The sequence below is a fragment of the Thalassovita gelatinovora genome, assembly GCF_001458355.1.
Taxonomy (GTDB): Bacteria; Pseudomonadota; Alphaproteobacteria; order Rhodobacterales; family Rhodobacteraceae; genus Thalassobius; species Thalassobius gelatinovorus.
The window spans coordinates 22,529-42,420 of the sequence record NZ_CYSA01000023.1; the positions used below are offsets into that span (position 1 = coordinate 22,529).

A 19,892-nucleotide genomic window follows, 5' to 3' on the forward strand; every position below is an offset into this window, starting at 1 on the left:
AGGCCGGGGCGGAACAGGGGCGCTGCCCCTCTGCGCGCGTGTCGCGCGCATTCACCCCGGAGTATTTGGGCCAAGATGAAACGGCAGCCGGTGCTGGCCGGTGGCGGGTTTGTGTTTTTCATGTGCAGGCGCGGATTGTGCGGCTAAGCTGCGGCTGTGGAAAGGGCCGGGGGGGCAATTTCCGATGGTTTCCCGGGGGGAGGGGCTGGGCATGTCCGAACTGGTGCTGCATGCGCTGACGGTGAGTGACGGTATTCTTGCGATTTGTCCGTTGCCGGGGCGGGGGGGCAGCTATGACGAAGATATCGAACATCTGAGGGAATGGACGCCATCATTGATGATTTCCCTGACGACCGAAGCGGAAATGGTGAGCGAAGGCGCCGCGCATCTGGGCCCTGACATGATCGAATCCGGTTGCCGCTGGGTGCATATGCCGGTGCCGGATTTCGGGGTGCCGGACCCGGATTTCACAGCGCAGTGGCCGGAGGTCAGCCATACCGCCCTGACCGCGCTGAAAGGGGGCGGACGGGTAGTGGTTCAGTGCCGCGGCGGTTGTGGCCGGTCCGGCATGGTGGCGCTGCGGCTGATGGTCGAGGCCGGCGAGGAGGGCGAAGCGGCGTTGGCGCGGTTGCGCGCGGCGCGGCCCTGTGCGGTGGAAACCGAAGCGCAGATGGATTGGGCGCTTGCCCCGGTTTCGGCGGGCTAAGCCGGTCCCGGGCCGTTGGTCATGGCGCTATTTGCCGCTTTTGTTCTTACCGCCCGGTTTGCCCTTGAAGCGGCCTTGGGCCGCCTGCACCGCTTTGTGCTGGCGGGTGATTTCGCGGGCGCGGCGGCGGGTTTGGCCCATGGTTTCTGAATTCAGCTGATCCTCGGCGCGCAATTTACGCCACCGCTCGACCCGAGCTTCATCGAGCGTACCGGCCTTGATCGCGGCCAGCACGGCGCAGCCCGGTTCGCTGATATGGGCGCAATCGCGGAATTTGCATTGGGTCGCCAGTTCGGTGATGTCGTCGAACAAGACGTCGATGCCGCCCGCGACGTCGTGCAGACCCAGTTCGCGCATCCCCGGCATATCGATCACCATGCCGCCGCCGGTGGCAAAATGCAGCGACCGGGCGGTGGTGGTGTGGCGGCCCTTGGCATCGTCTTCACGGATGTCGGCGGTCGATTGTTCGGACCCGGTCAAAGCGTTGATCAGGGTCGATTTGCCAACCCCCGAAGAGCCGACAAAGGCCACGGTGCGGCCTGGGCCGCACCAATGGCGCAGACGATCCGATTGGTCCGGGTCCTTGGCGTTAATGATCAGGATTGCTTCGAATTTATTGGAAATTTCTTGCGCCTGTTGCAGGTAGCTTTGGGTGTCTTCGGCCTTGTCTGCCTTGGTCAGGACCAGAACCGGCGAAACGCCCGCATCCAGCGCCAGCACCACATAGCGTTCGATCCGTGCCGGGTTGAAATCTTCGTTGCAGGACGTGGTGATGAACAGCGTGTCGATATTGGCCGCCAGCAGTTGCGATTTGGCTTCGATCCCGGCAGCGCGGCGGCTGAGTTTCGAGCTGCGATCGAGAATCGTGCGGATGACATGGGTGTCGGGATCGACCATGACCCAATCGCCCACCGCGACGTCGCCGGCGCTGAGACCGGGGGGATAGATCAGCCGCTGGTCGCCCTGTTCGGACAGGCCGGTGGCCTTGTTGCGTTGCACCGAGGCAATGCGCATCGGCACGCCGTCGGTGCCGCCCGACGCGTCCGGTTGGGTGGCGAAAAAGGGCGACCATCCGAGATCTTTCAGCGTGGGATTCGTCACGCGGGCTCCGATTTGCTGTGTTAAGGTGTCTTTCGGGCAAGAATGCCGCTTTTCATCGGCGCGGCAAGAGCGCGTGATCATATTGACCGCGATTCGCCGCATTTAGATGCTGTTGGGAGAAAGGTGAGAGGCTGGACAACGACCCAAGCGGGGCTCGTTACGGCTGCTTCCTTCCGGATCTGACCGGGTTGGCGAGGTGCCTGCCCGCGCCAACCTCTCAAGCGGTGATATAGTCCGGGCGAAGGACGATTGCAAGACGGGGTGCAGGCCAGATCATATTGTGCAAAGCGGAGGCGGGCCGATGCCGGTTCGCGGGGCTGTGACGGACGGTTTAGAAATCGATGTTGATCGTTGCGAAACCATCCTCGCTGATGCTGTCCAGGCTGAGGTTGCGGCGTGGGACGGTTGCCAATCGTTCGATGGCGCTGAGCGAGGTTTTGAATTGTGCGCTTGTGCCGATCAACGGACAGAAGTGCCAGACCGGTTCCGGCCGGACAGCGACGGTGCCCTGTTGCCGGATGTAGTCGCCCAGGATTTCACGAATGGGTTCACCGGTTTCCAGCACCATTTTTTCCGGCGGGACCGGGGCGAAGCCGCCGCCGCCACTGGCGCGAAAGCTGTTGGTGGCGACGATGAATTCCTGACCAGGATCAATCGGCCGGGCGCGCCACGTGATCGCGGAGATCCGGCGATTCTCAGAGGACACGAATTTTCCGTCCGGCGTATAGCGCGGCGGTTGAGACGGGTCGATTCGATATTCCAGACCGACGATGTGATCGAAGCTGTAGCTGGGGAAAACCGGGTTGTGCAGGGCCTGTTGGCGCAGTCCGTGTAAAATCCGGTGAAACAGGGCGGCGCACCGTTCCAGCCATTCGACGATGTCGCGCCCGGTCAGCCGTACGGCGCAGATTTCATTTGGAAAGGGATAGAGGTCGGCCAGGCTGCGCAGGGTCAACGGCCCGGTCCCGATATCGGTGAAATTACCGGCCCCGGCCTGCCCTCCGGCCTTGTACGGTGAAACCGCAGACAATAGCGGCAAAGCGGCGTCGGGGGTTGCGTGCAGTTTGCGACCGACATAATCGGCCTGGGCACGCGCCACGAGTTGGAGCGAGGCATCATCGGCGACCAGGGCAAAGAATGTGTTCAACGGCTGTCGGGTTGTCCCGACGGGTTTTTCGATATGGTTCAGCGTCGACTGATGATGGTGGCGCACGGCGGCGACGATTTCGGGCGCTTCGGCGATGGTTTCGTTGATCCCGCTTTGGGGGACGCCGTTGTAAATCGGGCGCAGATCCGTGTGGTGGTGGCGGATTTTCCATCCGCCGGTGTCATCCGGGCCAAGGACCAGATCCATGACGCCAAGATGGCTGCCCCAGAATCCGGGCATCATCGTTGGTTTGCCGTTGATTGTGCCGTTGCCGATATCCACGCCGGGAAGGTCTGCGAAAGCCGGGTCGGGAAACAACCGGTGCTGATGGCCGCACAGGATCACGTCGATCCCATCGAGGTTCGACAGGGGCAAAACGGCGTTTTCCCGCACCTGCGGATCATCGGGCGCGGCAATGCCGGAATGAGCCAGGGCGACGATCAGATCGGCGCCGTCTGCTTTCATCCGAGGGAGATAGTCGCGCGCGGTTTCCACGATGTCGCGGAAATGCAGCTGACCTTGGACGGCGTGGCGGTCCCACACCGCCGTCTGCGGCGGCACAAAGCCGACTACCCCAACCCGGATCGTACGTTTGGCACCTGATCCGGATCGCAGGGTTTTTTGCAAGATCCGGTACGGGTGCAGCAAGGTCTGGTCAGCGCTGGGCCGGGGGCCCAGAGTGCGGGCGACATTTGCCAGGACCAGAGGAAAGCGGGCGCTGATCAGCGAGTCGAGCAGGAACCCCAGCCCGTAGCTGAATTCGTGATTGCCCAAGGTTGCGCCGTCATATTTCAGCGCATTCATTGCCGCGATGGCTGGGTGCAGCTTGGCAACGTTTTGGTCATGCTGCGCGACCTGATCACCCAACACGTTGCCTTGGAGAAAATCCCCGGTATCGAACAACAGCGATTGCGGCACCTCGGCACGGGCGGATTTGATCAATGTCGCGGTGCGCGACAGGCCGATCTGTGGCGTGTGGGTTGCTGAAAGATAGTCATAGGCCAGCAGATGCATATGGACATCCGAAGTCTGCAGAATGCGAATATGTGTTTCTTCTGACTTCAGAACCAGCCTGTTTACGGGGCGACTGAATTGCACCGGGTACCCTCTGAAATAGTAAAAAACAACAGCTTAAAGTAGCATGCAATCTGTTAAAGACATGTTTTGAGTAAGTCAATCGTGACGAAATCGATTTTCCCGGGTCAGGGGGATTTAACAGGTTTCCAGATACAGCAGTGGCGCGGTAAGTACATGGCGCAAAGACGGCTGCCGACAGATTGGATGCGGCGGCACGCAGGATCTGGAGGGTTGGTATGAAACACGCCGAAACCGTGACGTTCGGGGGATCGGGATTGGATCGCGCGGCGGAACTGCGCGGCGATGCCGAAGCGATGGCGGCGGTCACCGCGGCGCCGGGGGCGACGACGATGGTTCTGTGGCGCGGCAAGCCGTTGATTTCGCGCGGGCCGGCGGGCAATACCGACCTGACCCGGCTGCCAATGGATCATCCGATCCTGACCGAGGCGCGGACCCCGCCGATTTTCCTGGGCCGTGAAGACAGCGGTCCGGTGTTTGCCCATGATATTTCCGGCTGGGTGCCGGAGGCGTTGGACCCTGCGGCGCTGAACAGTTTTTTCGACCCCAGCGAACAGCATTATCCCGGCCTGCCGGACAGCGACAGTTTTGCCGAGCTGCGGATGATCATGACGCGGCTGACCGCGCGCGATGCCGAGTTGGCGGCGACGGCGCGGGCATTGTTGAACTGGCACCGAACCCATCGGTTCTGTTCCAAATGCGGGCAGAAAAGCGCGGTGGCAATGGCAGGCTGGCAGCGCAATTGCCCGGCCTGCGGTAGTCAGCATTTCCCGCGCACCGACCCGGTGGTGATCATGCTGATTACCCGCGGCAATTCGGTGCTGCTGGGGCGGTCGCCCGGTTGGCCGCAAGGCATGTATTCGCTGCTGGCAGGGTTCGTGGAACCGGGTGAAACGCTGGAAGCGGCGGTGCGCCGCGAGGTGTTCGAAGAATCTGGCATCCGGGTCGGGGCGGTCGAATATCTGGCCAGCCAGCCCTGGGCGTTCCCGGCATCGTTGATGTTCGGTTGCAGGGGCGAAGGGTTGAGCGAAGACGTGACCATCGACCCCAAGGAAATCGAAGATGCGCGATGGTTTTCGCGCGAAGAGATCATGTTGTCCTTTTCCGGTCAGCACCCGACTTTGAAAGCGGCGCGCAAGGGGGCGATCGCCGAGTTCCTGTTGCGGAACTGGCTTGCGGATCGATTGGAATGAGACAAAAATGATGGCCAAGACAGAAACGGACAATAGGCAGGCAGGGGCAGCATGAAATTCGAAAGCAAAGAAGATATAGACGCCCCGATCCAGCAGGTTTTCGTGATGCTGACCGATTTCGAAGGCTTCGAACGCGCGGCGTTGCGGCGCGGAGCCGAAGTGCAGCGGGTTGACGACCTGGAAGAGATCGGGCCGGGCGTGGCCTGGGATCTGAGTTTCATGATGCGCGGCAAGCTGCGCAATATCCGGCTGACACTGAGCGAATACGACCCGCCCAACGGCATGTTGTTCACCGGCGGTGGCCAGGGGCTGGAAGGCCAGTTGGTGCTGGAACTTGTGGCGCTGTCACGGACCCGGACGCGCATGACCCTGGCCATCGAATTGTCCGCAACGACGCTGGCGGCGCGGCTGGTGCTGCAGTCGCTGAAGCTGGGCCGTAACAAGATCCAGTCGAAATTCCACCTGCGGGTCGCCGATTTCGCCACCGATCTGGAAGACCGCTACAAGCGGACGGCCTGAACGCGCCCATCTGTGGTGCTGGGGACCATTGGCTAAGTGGCCGTTGTTCAGTTTGTGTCGAACATTGGTTCCTACGCTGACCGGATCGGACGGTGTCCGGCTGTGCCAGTCGTCAACATATATAGGTTGTCAAATTCGGTTTGATCAATAGCGCCGAGCGGGTTCACGCTTCAAAGCGATATCCGAAAGATTCGATATCCGACGCATAACGTCGGGCAACAATATCCCGCGTTTCGTCATCGTAGTAGGTTGAATAATGTGCGTGCTCACTTTGGTTCGTACGCGGCAGAGGCACAAGCGGAGTGCCCAGATCTTCGCATAAGGCCGCAAAATCGGTGTCCAGTGTTTCGAGCTTAAGCACACGATCTACAGCTATTTTGCCGTCCAGACTGATCCAAGCGGAACAGGATGGTTCGAGCCAGGCCGTCTCTGCAACGTCCTTGGGCGGGCAAATTTCCATGAGATCCCGACTTTGTTCTTGGCTTCTATGAACCACGTCTTTGAACGACATCGTCTCAACAAGGCGCTTGTTTGGCCAATGCGTGGGCCAATTTGCGGATGCACCTTGGAGCCTTGTTTGCCGGAAAGCAAAGAGGGAGACCGCCCGCGCCCACGGATTTCGAACAACTGCGAACTTCGTGTATGTCTCGAAGGCTTCCGGCAATTTCGATTTCACATATGATATGTGTTCGTGGGGCCGCCTCGAGATCGGCGTTAAGTCGTTGTCAAGTTGTTGAAGAACCTGATTAATACTCGTCCCGGCAGTCTTGGGGATATGGAGAAATATTGCCCGTAATTTGTGTGAAATGCTCAGCAAATCCTGATCTCGACTAAATATAGGTGTATCGCGGTTTCTTTCTACTTCAGATACTTTCATAAGTGGTTCGCGATTGGAAGGCACAGGGGGTTTTCGCCGCTTCAGGCGCGTATCGCAGAAGTTGTGAAACGCCAAACGCAGATAGTCCATAGGCCGCTGCCAAAGTTCGCTCAGTCCCTCCGGGTGGCGGTTTTGGCCGGCACAGCCTGCTGTCCGGGGGCCGGATCGTCCTACCGCGCCTGTTCGTGGTCGAACCGTTGCTTGGCGATCTGTTCGTTGCGTTCGCTTTTCTTCAGGTCGAACAGGGTGGTGCGGACGTAATCCAGATGCGCCTCGACGGCGGCGCGGGCGCCTTCGGCATCGCGTGCCTGAAGGGCTGTATTGATGGCGCGGTGCTGGTTCAGCAAGGTGTCGCGGGTGGTGCGTTGTTTGAACATCATCTGACGGTTATAGAACACGCCTTCACGCAGCAGTTGGTACATCGACCGCATCATGTGCAGCATGATGACATTGTGGCTGGCTTCGATGATCGCGAGGTGAAAATCGGCGTCAAGCTGGGCTTCGCCGGCGGGATTACGTTTGGAATGAGCGGCTTGCATTTTATCGAAAATGCTTTGCACTACCTGAAGATCGGTATCTGATCCCAGCCGCGCCGCGCGTTCGGCGGCCAGCCCTTCCATGTCGCGGCGAAACGAGATGTAGTCGAACACCGCTTCTTGATGGCTGGCGAACAGTTTGACCAAGGCGTCGGAAAAGGCCGAGCCGAGAACTTCGGCAACATAAATGCCGGACCCCGCGCGCGTGCTGAGCAAGCCGCGGTCCTGCAAATCCGAAATCGCTTCGCGCAGCGATGGGCGCGACACACCAAGACGTTCGGACAATTCGCGTTCCGACGGCAACCGTTCGCCGGGACGTAAAATCCCGCGCAGGATCAGCAGTTCGATCTGTTTGGTGACCGCGTCGGACAGTTTTTCAGGTTGGACTTTTTGAAACGGCATGGCGACCCGATTGGTGAATTGGTAAAATTATATGACCGGCCCGTCCGGGGTGCAAGCATGGTGCGGTTCGCGTGCCGCAGCGTTGTGTGTCTGCCGGGGCAAGGGATCAGTATTCCACCCCGATCTGCGCCTTGATGCCGGACCGGAACGGGTGCTTGACCAGTTCCATTTCGGTGACCAGATCGGCAATTTCGATCAAGTCGTCCTTGGCGTTGCGGCCGGTCAGAACCACATGGGTCATCGGCGGTTTTTCATCGACCAGAAAGCTGACCACATCGTTGATGTCGATGTAATCATAGCGCAGCGCGATGTTGATTTCATCCAGCAGCACCATCTTGTTGGACGGATCGCGGATCAGGTCCTTGGCTTTGTTCCAGGCTGCCTGCGCCATTTCCACGTCGCGGTCGCGGTCCTGGGTTTCCCAAGTGAAGCCTTCGCCCATCGTGTGGAAGTCGCAGATGTCATTGAATTTGGACAGGATCAGGTCGCGTTCACCGGTGCTCATCCCGCCCTTGATGAACTGCACCACGGCGCATTTCATGTCATGGGCAATACAGCGGAAAATCATCCCGAAGCCGGCCGAGCTTTTGCCTTTGCCCTTGCCGGTATGGACGATGATCAGGCCCTTTTCATCGGTCTTGGTGGCCATGATTTTATCACGGGCGGCTTTTTTCTTGGCCATCTTGGTGGCGTGGCGGTCGTTTTCGGCGCTCATGTCAGGAGTCCCTGTCTTGGTGTCGTGACCACAGATAGAGACCCTAACCGTAATAGGAAAGGGCGGCCCGATCACGGACCGCCCTTTCTGGACCCTGCCGCAGGGAGGAAGATTATTCGGCAGGAACGGCGACGGTCGCCTTGGGTCTGCCGAAATGCTGGCGGTTCAAGCGTAGCAGCAGGGCGATCATCAGGGCTTGTGCGATCAATGCGATGGCGGTCAGGGCCCAATAGGCGAGCGAGAACTTGTCGATCAGTCCGGCTTCGGTCAGGCCCTTGTTGATGAAGAATTGCAGCATGACCGACAGCGCAACACCGGGGCAGATCAGGGCATAGGACCCGGGCGAGGTTTTCGATCCGAACACGAAGTCGGTGAAATAGCCCTGCCGACGCAGTACCAGCAGACCCAGCAGCAGGAACACCACCTGAACGGTCAGCAGACGGGCGAGGAAAATCATGGTTTCGCCAGCGGTAATATGGGCGTCGAAGGTGCCATGCAGACCGTGATCCTGACGCAGGAACAGGATGCCCAAAACGGTCATGATCGGAACGATCACCATCAGGGTCGGGCCGGCTTCTTTCGCGGTGCCGTAATGCAGCATCGAGTTGAATGCGGTGACGGCAGCAACCACGGTATAGATGATCGCGGCGAACCCGAAGAAGGTCGACAGGATCAGCGCGACACCCACGGTGACGGTGTTGCTGCTCATCCCGGCAGGCGCGGCAAGACCGACACCGACCATCGCCAGCGCGAAGGCAGGCAATAGCTGGGCAAAGGAATTATGCGCGGTGACATCGAACACGCCGCCCTTGGTCAGCACGCGGCCCAGAAAATCGCCGATGATGCGCAGCGCCCAGACCCCGATCAGGGCAAAGGCGATCAGCGCCATCGGGAACAGGGTTTCGACGATGGTCCACAGGCCCGGCACGAAGACCAGACCGACGATGAACATCGCGTTCACGGTCATCGCGGTGGCCAGTGGCGCGGCCAGCAGGGTGGTTTCACCGTTGGAGTTGCGCAGGCCCTGATACGCTTCGGTTTTCTTGAAGGCCGACAGCGCCGACAGGTTCAAAAGAAGGTATTTCACGTTGAGGAAGGTGAATACTGTAATTCCTAAGACCGCCACCACGATCGCGGCCTGCATCGCGGCCCCACCGGTTGCGAAAGCGGCGGTGATGTCTTCGAAGATCGGCACCGGGCGACCGGTATGGGGCACCCAGAACATCAGATACATGAAAAAGGTAACGGTCAGACCGCCCGCGCCAAGCGAGCCGAGGAAATAGAGGGGCGAATAATTGTCCGCCGGACGTTTGAGGTGCGAGGCCATTGCAAGTCTCCTTATATTCTATGTTTGGAATATTAATAACATTCCAAAAGCGGAATACAATGGATAGGTTGTCGCAGAGGCCAGGAAATGTGGCGGCGTCACGTGGCGGTGAACCAAAAGGGGGGCACCGGGGTTTGATCGGTCCGGGTCAGACGGTCAGCAGATTATCCAGCCCCGCCCGCGCGGAATTCGATTTCGGCACCCACATCCCGCGATCAATCGCTTCTTGCAGCCGTTCGGCGATTTCGCGCAGCGCCGGGGCGTTGTGGCTGGCGATAAAATCGCGGGTATCGTCGTCTTCCACAAACGCGGCATGGACCAGATCGAAATGGTGGTTTTTCACCGCGCCGGTGGTGGCGGCGAAGGCGAACAGGTAATCGACCGTCGCGGCGATTTCGAACGCGCCCTTGTAGCCGTGGCGTTTTACCCCGTTGATCCATTTCGGATTGACCACGCGGGACCGCAGCACCCGGCCGATTTCTTCGTCCAAGGTTCGGATAACCGGGCGTTCGGGGCGGGAGTGGTCGTTGTGATAGATCGGCCGGTCTTGCCCTTGCAGGGTGGTGACGGCTGCGGCGGCACCGCCTTCGAATTGATAATAATCGTCGCTGTCGAGCAGGTCATGTTCGCGGTTGTCCTGATTTTGCACGATGGCGTCGGTCTGGGTCAGCCGTTGTTCGAACCCGGCGCGGTCGTGGTTGCCTTCTGCCCCGGCGCCATACGCATAGCTGCCCCAGTTGAGATAGGCTTCGGCAAGGTCGGATTTGTCGTTCCAGATCCGTTCGTCGATCAGCGCCTGAAGCCCTGCGCCATACGCGCCGGGTTTCGATCCGAACACCCGCGCCTGTCCTTCGCCAGCGCGGGCGCGGGCGGCGGCGGGGTTTTGATCTTCGGCTTCGTCCAGCGCCATCACGGCGCGCGCGGCGCTGTCGACCAGCGCGATCAGCTGCGGGAAGGCGTCGCGGAAAAACCCCGAGATGCGCAGGGTGACATCGACGCGCGGCCGGCCCAGTACGCCGGCGGGCAGGATGTCGAATCCGGTGACACGGCGATTGGCGCTGTCCCATTTCGGTTTCACCCCCATCAGCGCCAGCGCCTGGGCGATGTCATCGCCGCCGGTGCGCATATTGGCGGTACCCCATGCGGTCAGCAGCAGCGTGCGCGGCCAATCGCCATGGGTTTGCAGGTGCTTTTCAATCAGCAGGTTGGCGGATTTCCAACCCAAAGCCCAAGCGGTGGGGGTGGGCACGGCGCGGCTGTCGACGCTGAAGAAATTGCGCCCGGTCGGCAGCACGTCCAGCCGCCCGCGCGTTGGCGCCCCGGACGAACCGGGGGCGACAAAGCGACCGTCCAGCGCGGTGAGGAAGCCGGCAGTTTCTGCCGGGCCGCATCGGGTCACGATGGGGCGGACGGTATCGGTGATGTGGGCCAAAACGGCGCGGCTTGCCGGTCCTGCCGGGGTCGCTTCGTTTTCGACGGCGCGTATGGCGAAAAGTTCAAGTCGTTCGACGGTGTCGCCGTTGCTGCGCCACGGATCGGGGGTAAGATCCTGCAAAGCTGGCGGTTTCGGCCCGGTCCAGGCTGCGGACATGTCGCAATCGAGCGGATCGAAGCCAAGCGCCTGATCTTGCGCCAAAGCGCGGATCAGCGACGCGTCGGCACCGGTGCCATCGCCGCGCGGCACCCGGGTCAGCGCGATGGTCAGATCGCGTTCCTGCACCCCGGTCGGGGATTGGCCGAAGATATGCAGCCCGTCACGGATCTGCGCCTCTTTCAATTCGCATAGATACGCGTCGAGCTTGGCCAGATCGGTGTCTTCGTCGTCGCCCTGCATCCCGACATCCTGATCCAGCCCGGTGGCGGCGGTCAGGCTGAGAATTTCACGGCGCAGATGGGCGATCCGGCGCGGATCGACGCCGGCGGCTTCGTAATATTCATCGACCAGCGCTTCGAGATCGCGCAGCGGACCATAGGTTTCGGCACGGGTCAGCGGCGGCGTCAGATGATCGAGGATCACCGCCTGTGCGCGGCGCTTGGCCTGGGTGCCTTCGCCGGGATCGTTGACGATGAACGGATAGAGATGCGGGGTCGGGCCGAACACGGCTTCGGGCCAGCAGGTTTGCGACAGCGCCAGCGCCTTGCCTGGCAACCATTCCAGATTGCCGTGTTTGCCAATATGGGCGATGGCATCGGCCCGGAATTGGTGCCGTAGCCAGAAATAGAACGCCAGATAGTTATGCGGCGGCACCAGATCGGGCGAATGGTAGGTTTCGGTCGGGTCGATATTATAGCCGCGTGCCGGTTGGATGCCGACAACCACATTGCCGAATTGATGCACCGCTAGGGTGAAGCGGCCGCAATCGACTTCGCCCGGGGTGAAGAACGGATCGGATTCAGGGGCGCCCCAACGGGTTTCGACCGCTTCGCGCAGTTCCCAAGGCAATTGACCGTAGTCGATTTGGTAGTCGGCAAGACTGAGATCGACCCCGCCACGCCTGTCGGTCCGCGCCATCAGCCCGTTGGTCGGCCCGGCGAGGATCGTCTGCATCAGGGCTTCGCTGTCTTCTGGCGGATTAACGACCCGGTAGCCCTGTTCGGCCATATGGGTCAGCAGATGCACGGTGGCGGCAGGGGTATCGAGCCCGACACCATTGGCCAATCGCCCGTCCTTGTTGGGGTAGTTGGCCAGCACCAGCGCGACTTTGCGGTCGCTGGCGGCTTTGTGGCGCAGCCGGGCCCAGTTGGCGGCAAGCTGCGCGGTGAAATCGATCCGGTCGCCCTGAGCGCGGTAGGTGGCAATCGGGCATTCGGTGGCGTCGTCGAAATAGGCTTCGTCCTTGAAGCTGATCGCGCGGGCCAGCACGCGGCCGTCGACTTCGGGCAGGGCGACATTCATCGCGATGTCGCGGGCTGAGAGACCAGTCAGGCCCTGTGCCCAGTTTTCTTCGGTCGAGCCGGCCAGCACGATCTGGAACACCGGCGCGTCGGCAGCGGCTGGCATGGTCAGCGGGTTTTGCGCCGATGTGTCGCCGGTATGGGGCGATCCGACCGCGAAGGCGGTGGCGTTGAGGATCACCGAGGGCGGCGCGGCGGTGAACAGAGTTTCCAACGTGGCGACCGACACCGGGTCCTTCAGCGAGGCGACGAAGACGGGCAACGGGTTCAACCCTTGGCGCAGCAGCGCTTTGACCAGCCGGTTGATCGGGTTCAGCCCGGCACCCTGCACCAATGCGCGGTAGAAGATCACCGGCACCACCGGAGCGCCGTTGGTCCAGTCCGATTGTGCCACATTGAGGTCGGCCACGCCCGCGCCGGGCCAGTAGACTCCGGCGCGCAGCAGCGGCTTGGCGGCTTCGGGGGCATCGTTTTGAGGATGGCCGGCCAACATCCATTGGCAATAGGACAGGAAATTGCTGCTGTTTTCCGGCCCACCTTCGACCATGTAGGACCACAGCGCATCGTAATCCTGCGCTGATACGGTCGACAGGGCGCGCAGATCGGCATCGGGTTTGTCATCGCCGGGCAGGGCGGCAAAGGCGACGCCGGTTTCGGCCAAACGGGCGGCGTATTGTTCGAATCCGTATTTCCAATACCCTGCGCCGCCCAGAATCCGGGCCACCACCAAGCGCGATCTGGTGGCGCAATTGTCCAGATGCAGATCGACTGACATCGGGTGTTGCAGATGGGTCAGGTTGGTCAGCCGCAGCGAGGGCGGGTTGTCCATTTCGGCGCGCGCCTGTGACAGCGCCGCCAATTCGGTGTCGGCGGCGGAAATGAACACCAGATCGGCCGGGGTCTGACCCGGATCGACCGGGGCCTTGCCGTTGTCAATTGACCCGGGGGTGGCGGCAAGCAGATGCATCAGCAGACCCTAGCTTGTGTTTGGGATTGCTTTGCGGCAAGAGCCGGTAGGCAATCGGAAAGGATTGGACGATGGATTATAGCAGAATGGGCGGGGTGAAGCCCACTTACGGCAAGAACAAGCCGCGGCTGGGCGAAGAAAAAGGCCCCAGCAAGGATGCCCGTAACGACAAGGCCAAGCTGCTGGAGCGGATGAAGAATGCCGCCGAGGCCGCCAAGGCGCAAGACCAGGGCTGAGGTCACAGCTTCTTTGCCATGAAGAGGCTGCTGGCCGCTTGGGGGTAATCGCCGAAGCGGCCGCAGCGGGCGAAGCCGTGGCGTTCATAAAGCCGGTGTGCTGCGTGAAGCAGGTTGCCGGTTTCCAGTTTCAGCCAAGGCAGGGCCAGATCGCGGGCTTCGTCTTCGATCCGGCGCAGCAGGGCATCGGCCACGCCTTTGCCCCGCGCCGTTTCGGCCACGAACATCGATTTGACTTCACCATAGCTATCCTGAACGGCCAGCGCCCCGGTGCCCAGAACCGTTGCGCCTTCGCGTGCGGTGAAAAAGCGGATATTCGGGGCGCAGAGATCGTCGATCGAGAGGAAGAAGTTATCTTCGGGCGGGAACAGCGATTGCATCAGCGCGTGGGACTGTTGCAAAAGCGCAGTCGCCTGAGGGGCGTGCGGGTCGCTTTGTTCCACGATGATCATGCTTGCAGCGCCTTTTCGATGGCGGCGCGGTCAAGCCCGGCCTGACCGATCACCACCAGCTTGGTTTCGCGCGGAGCAGGGCCGAAGGGTTGGTCGAAATAGCTGTCGACGCGCGGGCCGACCGCCTGCAGGGTCAGCCGCATCGGTTTGCCCTGAACCGCCGCGAAGCCTTTGAGCCGCAGAATGTCGTGATCGCGGATCACCGTGGCCAGATGGGCGGCAAAGGTCTTGGCGTCGGGGATTTCATCGCGCCGCACCACGAAGCTTTCGAAATCGTCATGGTCATGATGGTGATCGTCCGCTTCATCATCATGGTGGTGGTGATGGTGGTGGATTTCGTGGCGCGCGGAGATGTCGGTTTCGGTACCGATGCCTTGGCCCAGCAACACATCGATCGGCAGCGCCCCCATGGTGGAATTCACCACCTGCACACCATCGCGGCTGTCAGCGCGCAGTTTCGCGGTCAGCGCCGCGATTTCGTCTTCGCTCAGCAGGTCGGATTTATTGACCACGATCATGTCGGCGCAGGCGATTTGATCCTCGAACAGGTCCGATAGCGGGGTTTCGTGATCGAGGTTTTCATCCTGTGCGCGCTGGGCATCAACAGCGGCGATGTCATGGGCGAAACGGCCTTCGGTCACTGCCTTGCCATCGACCACGGTCACCACGCCGTCGACGGTGACGCGGGTGCTGATTTCGGGCCAGTTGAAAGCCCGGACCAAGGGTTGCGGCAGCGCCAAACCAGAGGTTTCAATCACGATGTGATCGGGGGCCTGATCGCGGTCCAGCAGGGTTTGCAGGGTGGGGATGAAATCTTCGGCCACGGTGCAGCAGATACAGCCGTTGGACAGTTCCACAATGTCGTCTGCGCTGCAGGTTTCATCACCGCAGCCTTTCAGAATGTCGCCATCAACGCCAAGATCGCCGAATTCATTGATGATCAGCGCAATGCGCTTGCCTTGGGCATGGGACAGCATGTGGCGGATCAGGGTGGTTTTTCCGGCGCCGAGGAAGCCGGTCACCACGGTTACGGGTATTTTCGCGGGCATATGATGTTCCTTAAACCTGAAAAAGGACGACCGGTGGTGCCGGTCGTCCGTGTATTCGGGCCGTAATGCGTGAAACGGTCGGAATCAGGCTTCGGCGTTGACCAGGCGCGGGGTGAACAGGCCGGATCCGGCCAGACCGCGCAGCGATTTGGCCGCGGCCAAGACGGCCAGATCGGCCAGCGGTTCAATGATCACCACCAGCATATAGGCGGCCCCGAAGCTGCCGACGGCGGCCAGGTTTTCCACGCCGAAACCCTGACCATAGAAGGCCCAGAACGCGACCCAGGCGACTACGCCGCCCTGATAGGCGGTCGAAAGCGCCAGCGCCTGAGTGTATTTCAGGTCAACATAGGCAGCGTCGGGAGCAATGACCCGCTTGGCCAGCAGGTGCAGCGCGAATAGCGGCACAAGGATCGTGGTCAGGTTCATGCCGTATTGCGGCAGGTCGAACGGGGCAAAGAACAGGCCCTGCATCAGCAGGCCAAGCGCCAGACCGAAAGCGGCCGGTGCGGCCCCGAACAGCAGGAACAGGGTCGAACCGAGGATGAAGTGGACTTCGGACACGCCGACCGGGAAATGCGGCAGGATCTGGAAGAAGGTGAACACCGCCGAGGCGGCCAGTGCGGTGCGGGCCGCAAGCGAGGCGAGGCCGCGTTCCTGTACCGCGTTCCAGCCCAGTTTAAGGGCATAGGTGCCTGCGGCGGCAGCGGTGCCATAGCTGATCAGCAGCTTTGCACCAGTTACGATTCCGGGTTCGATATGCATTTTTTATCTCCTGTTCCGTCATCCCCGACGGGTTTGGTTTATGTCATGCATGGCAGGTCTCCTGGCTGGCGGGTCATCGCGTTCGTCCCCTTCCCGGGTTTCCCCAGTGGTTTTTATGACGAACGCTCACCGCTGACAGTCGCGGGGGCGGCTGTGGTTGCAGGTCCCTGCTTGGGTCACCCGTTCCACATTCCCTTTTGATCCCAAGTGCTTTGCACCGCAGTTTGGGAACCATACAACACCTACTTGGCCCGGACGCGCCCCCCCGGTCAAGCGCGTTTGCGCCGCGAACAGGGGTATTGTCGACATTTCTGCGCCCCAAACTGGGGAAGATTTTGCAATATCTTGTGGATAAATTGGGGTATTAGCCCAGATAAAGGGTGTTTTCATTGACTCAGCGTCCCGGGTCGACACAGGATCAAGGTCACTCTGGAATCAGTATACAGGCGCATTTTGCTTTTCACCCGACTCAGACTGACCGGCTTCAAAAGCTTCGTCGATCCGACCGATCTGATGATCAAGGAAGGATTGACCGGGGTTGTCGGGCCGAATGGGTGCGGCAAATCCAATCTGTTGGAGGCGCTGCGCTGGGTGATGGGGGAAAACCGGCCCAAGGCGATGCGGGGCGGCGGCATGGAGGACGTGATCTTTGCCGGGGCGTCGTCGCGGCCTGCCCGCAACTTTGCCGAAGTGGGGCTGATCATCGACAATTCCGATCGTCTGGCCCCGGCCGGGTTCAATGATGAAGACCAGTTGGAAATCATCCGCCGGATCACCCGCGATGTCGGCAGCGCCTATAAGGTGAACAGCAAGGATGTGCGCGCCCGCGATGTGCAGATGTTGTTCGCCGATGCCTCCACGGGGGCGCATTCGCCCGCTCTGGTGCGGCAGGGGCAGATTTCCGAGTTGATCAACGCCAAGCCCAAAAGCCGCCGCCGCATCCTGGAAGAAGCGGCGGGGATTTCCGGCCTGTATCAGCGCCGCCATGAGGCCGAATTGAAGCTGAAAGGGGCCGAACAGAACCTGTCGCGGGTCGATGACGTGGTCGATCAACTGGCCAGCCAGCTGGCACAGTTGGACCGGCAGGCGCGGCAGGCAGCGCGGTATCGTGCCATCGGTGAAGAGCTGCGCAAGGCCGAGGGCATGTTGCTGTATCGTCGCTGGCGTGAAGCCGACGAAGCGCGGCTGCTGGCCGAAGAGGAATTGCGTGCCCGCGTCACCGCTGCGGCGCAGGCAGAAACGCTGGCCCGTCAGGCGGCGAAGGACCGGCAGGCCAAGGATGACGCGCTGCCACCGCTGCGCGAAGAAGAAGCGATTGCGGCCGCCGTGTTGCAGCGGCTGGAAGTGCAGCGCGATTCGCTGCGCGATCAGGAAAGCCAGGCGTTGCAGACCATCCAGACGCTGAAGAACCGCATTCTGCAACTGGCCAAGGATATTGAACGCGAAGCCGGGTTGAACCGTGATGCGGGCGAAACCATCGACCGGCTGGAATGGGAAGCGCGCGAGCTGAAAAAGGCCAGCGAAGGCCATGACGACCGGTTGGAAGCCGCCGCAGAAGCGGCGCGCGAAGCCGCCAGCGTGTTGCAGGATCGCGAAGCCGACCTGTCGCAGCAGACCGAAGACGTGGCGCGGTTGGCCGCGCGGCATCAATCGGCGCAGCGTTTGTTGGATGATAACCGCAAAACCCTGACCCGGTCCGAAGCCGAAGCGGTCAAGGCGCGCGAAGCGGTGGCGACCGCGCAATCGGCGCTGACCGAGGCGGAAACCCGGTTCGAGCAGGCGCAGGAAGAAGAAGAACTGGCGCTGGCGACAGCGGAACATGCCGAAGAAACATTAATGGAGGCCGAAACCGCCCGCGCCGAAACCCAATCGCGCGAAGCCGATGTGCGCGGCGAACGGTCCGAGGCCGAAGGCGAATTGAACGCGCTCAGGGCCGAGGTGACGGCGCTGGCCAAGCTGCTGGAACGCGACACTGCCGAGGGCGGTCAGATCCTGGATCGGTTGCAGGTCGAAATGGGGTTCGAAAAGGCGCTTGGCGCGGCCTTGGCCGACGATCTGCGGGCGCCGCAGGTGGACGAAGACGGGCCGTCGGGTTGGACCGAATTGCCCGATTACGCGACCGCGCAATCCCTGCCCGCCGGGGTGACGGCGCTGTCGCAGCATGTGTCGGTGCCCGATGTCCTGGCCCGGCGGATGGCGCAGATCGGGTTGATCGATCCCGACGATGCGGTGCGGTTGCAACCGCTGTTGCAGCCGGGTCAGCGGCTGGTGTCGGTCGAAGGCGATCTATGGCGCTGGGACGGGTTCCGCGCCTGGGCTGAAGACGCGCCGTCGGCGGCGGCGCTGCGTTTGCAGCAGTTGAACCGGCTGGAAGAGCTGAAACAGCAGAGCGAACACGCCAACACACGGGCCGAAGCGGCGCGGCAAGCGCATGAGGCGCTGAGTGCGCGTCTGGCCGATCTGACCCGCGCCGATCAGGCCGCGCGGCAGGCCCGGCGCGATGCCGACCGTTTGGTGAACGAAGCCAGTCGCAAGCTGTCGCGGGCCGAAGCGGATCGCAACCTGGCGGAATCCAAGCTGGAATCGCTTGGGCTGGCGGTGACGCGGCACGAAGACGAAGCGACCGAAGCCCGCGCGCGGGCGTTGGAAGCCGAACGCGGGCTGGCAGACTTGGACGATCTGGATCAGGCGCGCGCGGCGGTCGAGGACGTCAAGATGACGGTCGAAGCGGCGCGCCTGACCATGATGACCAAACGGTCCGCCCATGACGAAGTGCGCCGCGAAGGCGAAGCCCGGCTGCGCCGCAGCCAGGAAGTGACCAAGGAAATCAGCGGCTGGAAGCACCGTCTGGAAACCGCCGAAAAGCGCAGTGATGAATTGGCCGAGCGCAAGCTGGATTCAGAAGAAGAACTGCGCGACGCCAGCGAAGCCCCCGAAGAAATCCGCATCAAGCGTGAAGAATTGGGCGAGGCGATCGCCGAGGCCGATGAACGCCGTCGCAAGGCCAGCGATGTGTTGGCCGAGGCCGACAGTAAGCTGCGCGCGGCCGAACAGGCCGAACGCGATGCCGAACGGTTGGCCAGCGAAGCGCGCGAAGCCCGCGCCCGATCCGAAGCGCGCGCCGATGCCGCCCGTGAAACCGTGGCCTATGCGGTCGAGCGGATCGAGGAAGATCAGCAGACCACGCCGGAAAAATTGCTGGAGCAGATCGCCGTCGATCCCGACGCGATGCCCGAGGCCAATCATGTCGAAGCGGATGTGAACCGGCTGAAACGACAGCGCGATGCGCTGGGCGCGGTCAATCTGCGGGCCGAAGAAGACGCGTTGGAGGTGCGCGAAGAACATGGCAACCTGATCGCCGAAAAATCCGATCTGGAAGAGGCGATCAAGGCGCTGCGCACGGGGATTGCCAGCCTGAACCGCGAAGGCCGCGAACGGCTGCTGACCGCGTTTGAGCAGGTGAATAGCAATTTCGGCCTGTTGTTCCGGCATCTGTTCGGCGGCGGCGAGGCCAATCTGGTGCTGGTCGAAAGCGACGATCCGCTGGACGCGGGCCTGGAAATCATGTGCCAGCCACCGGGCAAGAAATTGTCGACGCTGTCGCTTCTGTCGGGGGGCGAACAGACGCTGACCGCGATGGCGCTGATCTTTGCTGTGTTCCTGGCCAACCCGGCGCCGATCTGCGTTCTCGACGAGGTCGATGCGCCGCTGGATGATGCCAACGTGACCCGGTTCTGCGACCTGCTGGACGAAATGTGCCGCCGTACCGAAACCCGGTTCCTGATCATCACCCACCACGCGGTGACGATGGCGCGGATGGACCGTTTGTTCGGGGTGACGATGCAGGAACAGGGCGTCAGCCAGTTGGTCAGTGTAGATCTGAAGAAGGCCGAACAGTTGGTGGCGTGAC

The 19,892-nt window shown here is 61.5% G+C and carries 15 protein-coding genes, 1 other RNA gene and 1 riboswitch; of the genes, 5 read left to right on the plus strand and 11 right to left on the minus strand.

From position 1 onward, the window contains the following. The first annotated feature begins 211 nt into the window (after positions 1-211). Complete coding sequence (locus tag TG4357_RS11440) at positions 212-706, plus strand: protein-tyrosine phosphatase family protein (protein WP_175473924.1); 495 nt, start codon at positions 212-214, stop codon at positions 704-706. A gap of 27 nt (positions 707-733) precedes the next feature. Here the strand turns inward: TG4357_RS11440 and rsgA are convergent, their stop codons facing one another. From rsgA to TG4357_RS11450, 3 genes are all read right to left on the minus strand, one after another. Then, entirely contained in the window at positions 734-1,807 is a 1,074-nt protein-coding gene (rsgA, locus tag TG4357_RS11445) for a ribosome small subunit-dependent GTPase A (protein ID WP_058263134.1), read from the minus strand. A 121-nt stretch (positions 1,808-1,928) separates the two neighbouring features. Then, positions 1,929-2,027: signal recognition particle sRNA small type (ffs, locus tag TG4357_RS19095), an RNA gene on the minus strand. 111 nt (positions 2,028-2,138) lie between these two features. Then, positions 2,139-4,052, minus strand: coding sequence for a bifunctional 2',3'-cyclic-nucleotide 2'-phosphodiesterase/3'-nucleotidase (locus TG4357_RS11450; RefSeq protein ID WP_074646823.1), 1,914 nt, complete (start codon positions 4,050-4,052; stop codon positions 2,139-2,141). A 215-nt stretch (positions 4,053-4,267) separates the two neighbouring features. Here TG4357_RS11450 and nudC point away from each other — a divergent pair, with 215 nt between their 5' ends. Both nudC and TG4357_RS11460 read left to right on the plus strand, forming a co-directional pair. Continuing rightward, positions 4,268-5,242, plus strand: coding sequence for an NAD(+) diphosphatase (nudC, locus tag TG4357_RS11455; RefSeq protein ID WP_058263039.1), 975 nt, complete (start codon positions 4,268-4,270; stop codon positions 5,240-5,242). Positions 5,243-5,293: 51 nt separating this feature from the next. Further along, on the plus strand, positions 5,294-5,761 hold the full coding sequence (locus TG4357_RS11460; RefSeq protein WP_058263040.1) for an SRPBCC family protein: 468 nt from the start codon (positions 5,294-5,296) through the stop codon (positions 5,759-5,761). A 163-nt stretch (positions 5,762-5,924) separates the two neighbouring features. Here TG4357_RS11460 and TG4357_RS19100 read toward each other — a convergent pair whose 3' ends face one another. The 5 genes from TG4357_RS19100 to cobN all read right to left on the minus strand — a co-directional run bounded on the left by TG4357_RS19100 (position 5,925) and on the right by cobN (position 13,480). Continuing rightward, a complete protein-coding gene (locus tag TG4357_RS19100) occupies positions 5,925-6,728 on the minus strand; it encodes a sulfotransferase family 2 domain-containing protein (RefSeq protein ID WP_082644132.1) in 804 nt (267 codons plus the stop codon). 80 nt (positions 6,729-6,808) lie between these two features. Then, positions 6,809-7,576: a FadR/GntR family transcriptional regulator gene (locus tag TG4357_RS11470; RefSeq protein ID WP_058263042.1), complete on the minus strand. Its 768-nt coding sequence runs from the start codon at positions 7,574-7,576 to the stop codon at positions 6,809-6,811. A 106-nt stretch (positions 7,577-7,682) separates the two neighbouring features. Continuing rightward, positions 7,683-8,291, minus strand: coding sequence for a cob(I)yrinic acid a,c-diamide adenosyltransferase (cobO, locus tag TG4357_RS11475; RefSeq protein ID WP_058263043.1), 609 nt, complete (start codon positions 8,289-8,291; stop codon positions 7,683-7,685). Positions 8,292-8,403: 112 nt separating this feature from the next. Further along, positions 8,404-9,618 carry a TsoY family (seleno)protein gene (locus TG4357_RS11480; RefSeq protein WP_058263044.1) on the minus strand — a complete coding sequence of 405 codons (1,215 nt, stop codon included), beginning with the start codon at positions 9,616-9,618 and terminating at the stop codon, positions 8,404-8,406. Between the two features lie 148 nt (positions 9,619-9,766). Then, positions 9,767-13,480 (minus strand): cobaltochelatase subunit CobN, encoded by a 3,714-nt coding sequence (gene cobN / locus TG4357_RS11485; protein WP_058263045.1) that lies wholly within the window; start codon positions 13,478-13,480, stop codon positions 9,767-9,769. Between the two features lie 71 nt (positions 13,481-13,551). Here cobN and TG4357_RS19705 point away from each other — a divergent pair, with 71 nt between their 5' ends. After that, complete coding sequence (locus TG4357_RS19705) at positions 13,552-13,716, plus strand: hypothetical protein (protein ID WP_168370975.1); 165 nt, start codon at positions 13,552-13,554, stop codon at positions 13,714-13,716. A gap of 2 nt (positions 13,717-13,718) precedes the next feature. Here the strand turns inward: TG4357_RS19705 and TG4357_RS11490 are convergent, their stop codons facing one another. The 3 genes from TG4357_RS11490 to TG4357_RS11500 all read right to left on the minus strand — a co-directional run bounded on the left by TG4357_RS11490 (position 13,719) and on the right by TG4357_RS11500 (position 15,982). Continuing rightward, positions 13,719-14,168, minus strand: a complete 450-nt coding sequence (locus TG4357_RS11490) for a GNAT family N-acetyltransferase (protein ID WP_058263046.1) — start codon at positions 14,166-14,168, stop codon at positions 13,719-13,721. Next, positions 14,165-15,217 (minus strand): cobalamin biosynthesis protein CobW, encoded by a 1,053-nt coding sequence (gene cobW / locus TG4357_RS11495; RefSeq protein ID WP_058263047.1) that lies wholly within the window; start codon positions 15,215-15,217, stop codon positions 14,165-14,167. The genes TG4357_RS11490 and cobW overlap by 4 nt, the downstream gene beginning before the upstream one ends. Before the next feature lie 84 nt (positions 15,218-15,301). Beyond that, a complete protein-coding gene (locus tag TG4357_RS11500) occupies positions 15,302-15,982 on the minus strand; it encodes an energy-coupling factor ABC transporter permease (RefSeq protein WP_058263048.1) in 681 nt (226 codons plus the stop codon). Between the two features lie 34 nt (positions 15,983-16,016). Further along, a riboswitch (cobalamin riboswitch) is annotated at positions 16,017-16,233 on the minus strand. 202 nt (positions 16,234-16,435) lie between these two features. Here TG4357_RS11500 and smc point away from each other — a divergent pair. Beyond that, positions 16,436-19,891, plus strand: a complete 3,456-nt coding sequence (gene smc, locus TG4357_RS11505; protein ID WP_058263049.1) for a chromosome segregation protein SMC — start codon at positions 16,436-16,438, stop codon at positions 19,889-19,891. Position 19,892: the final 1 nt, after the last annotated feature.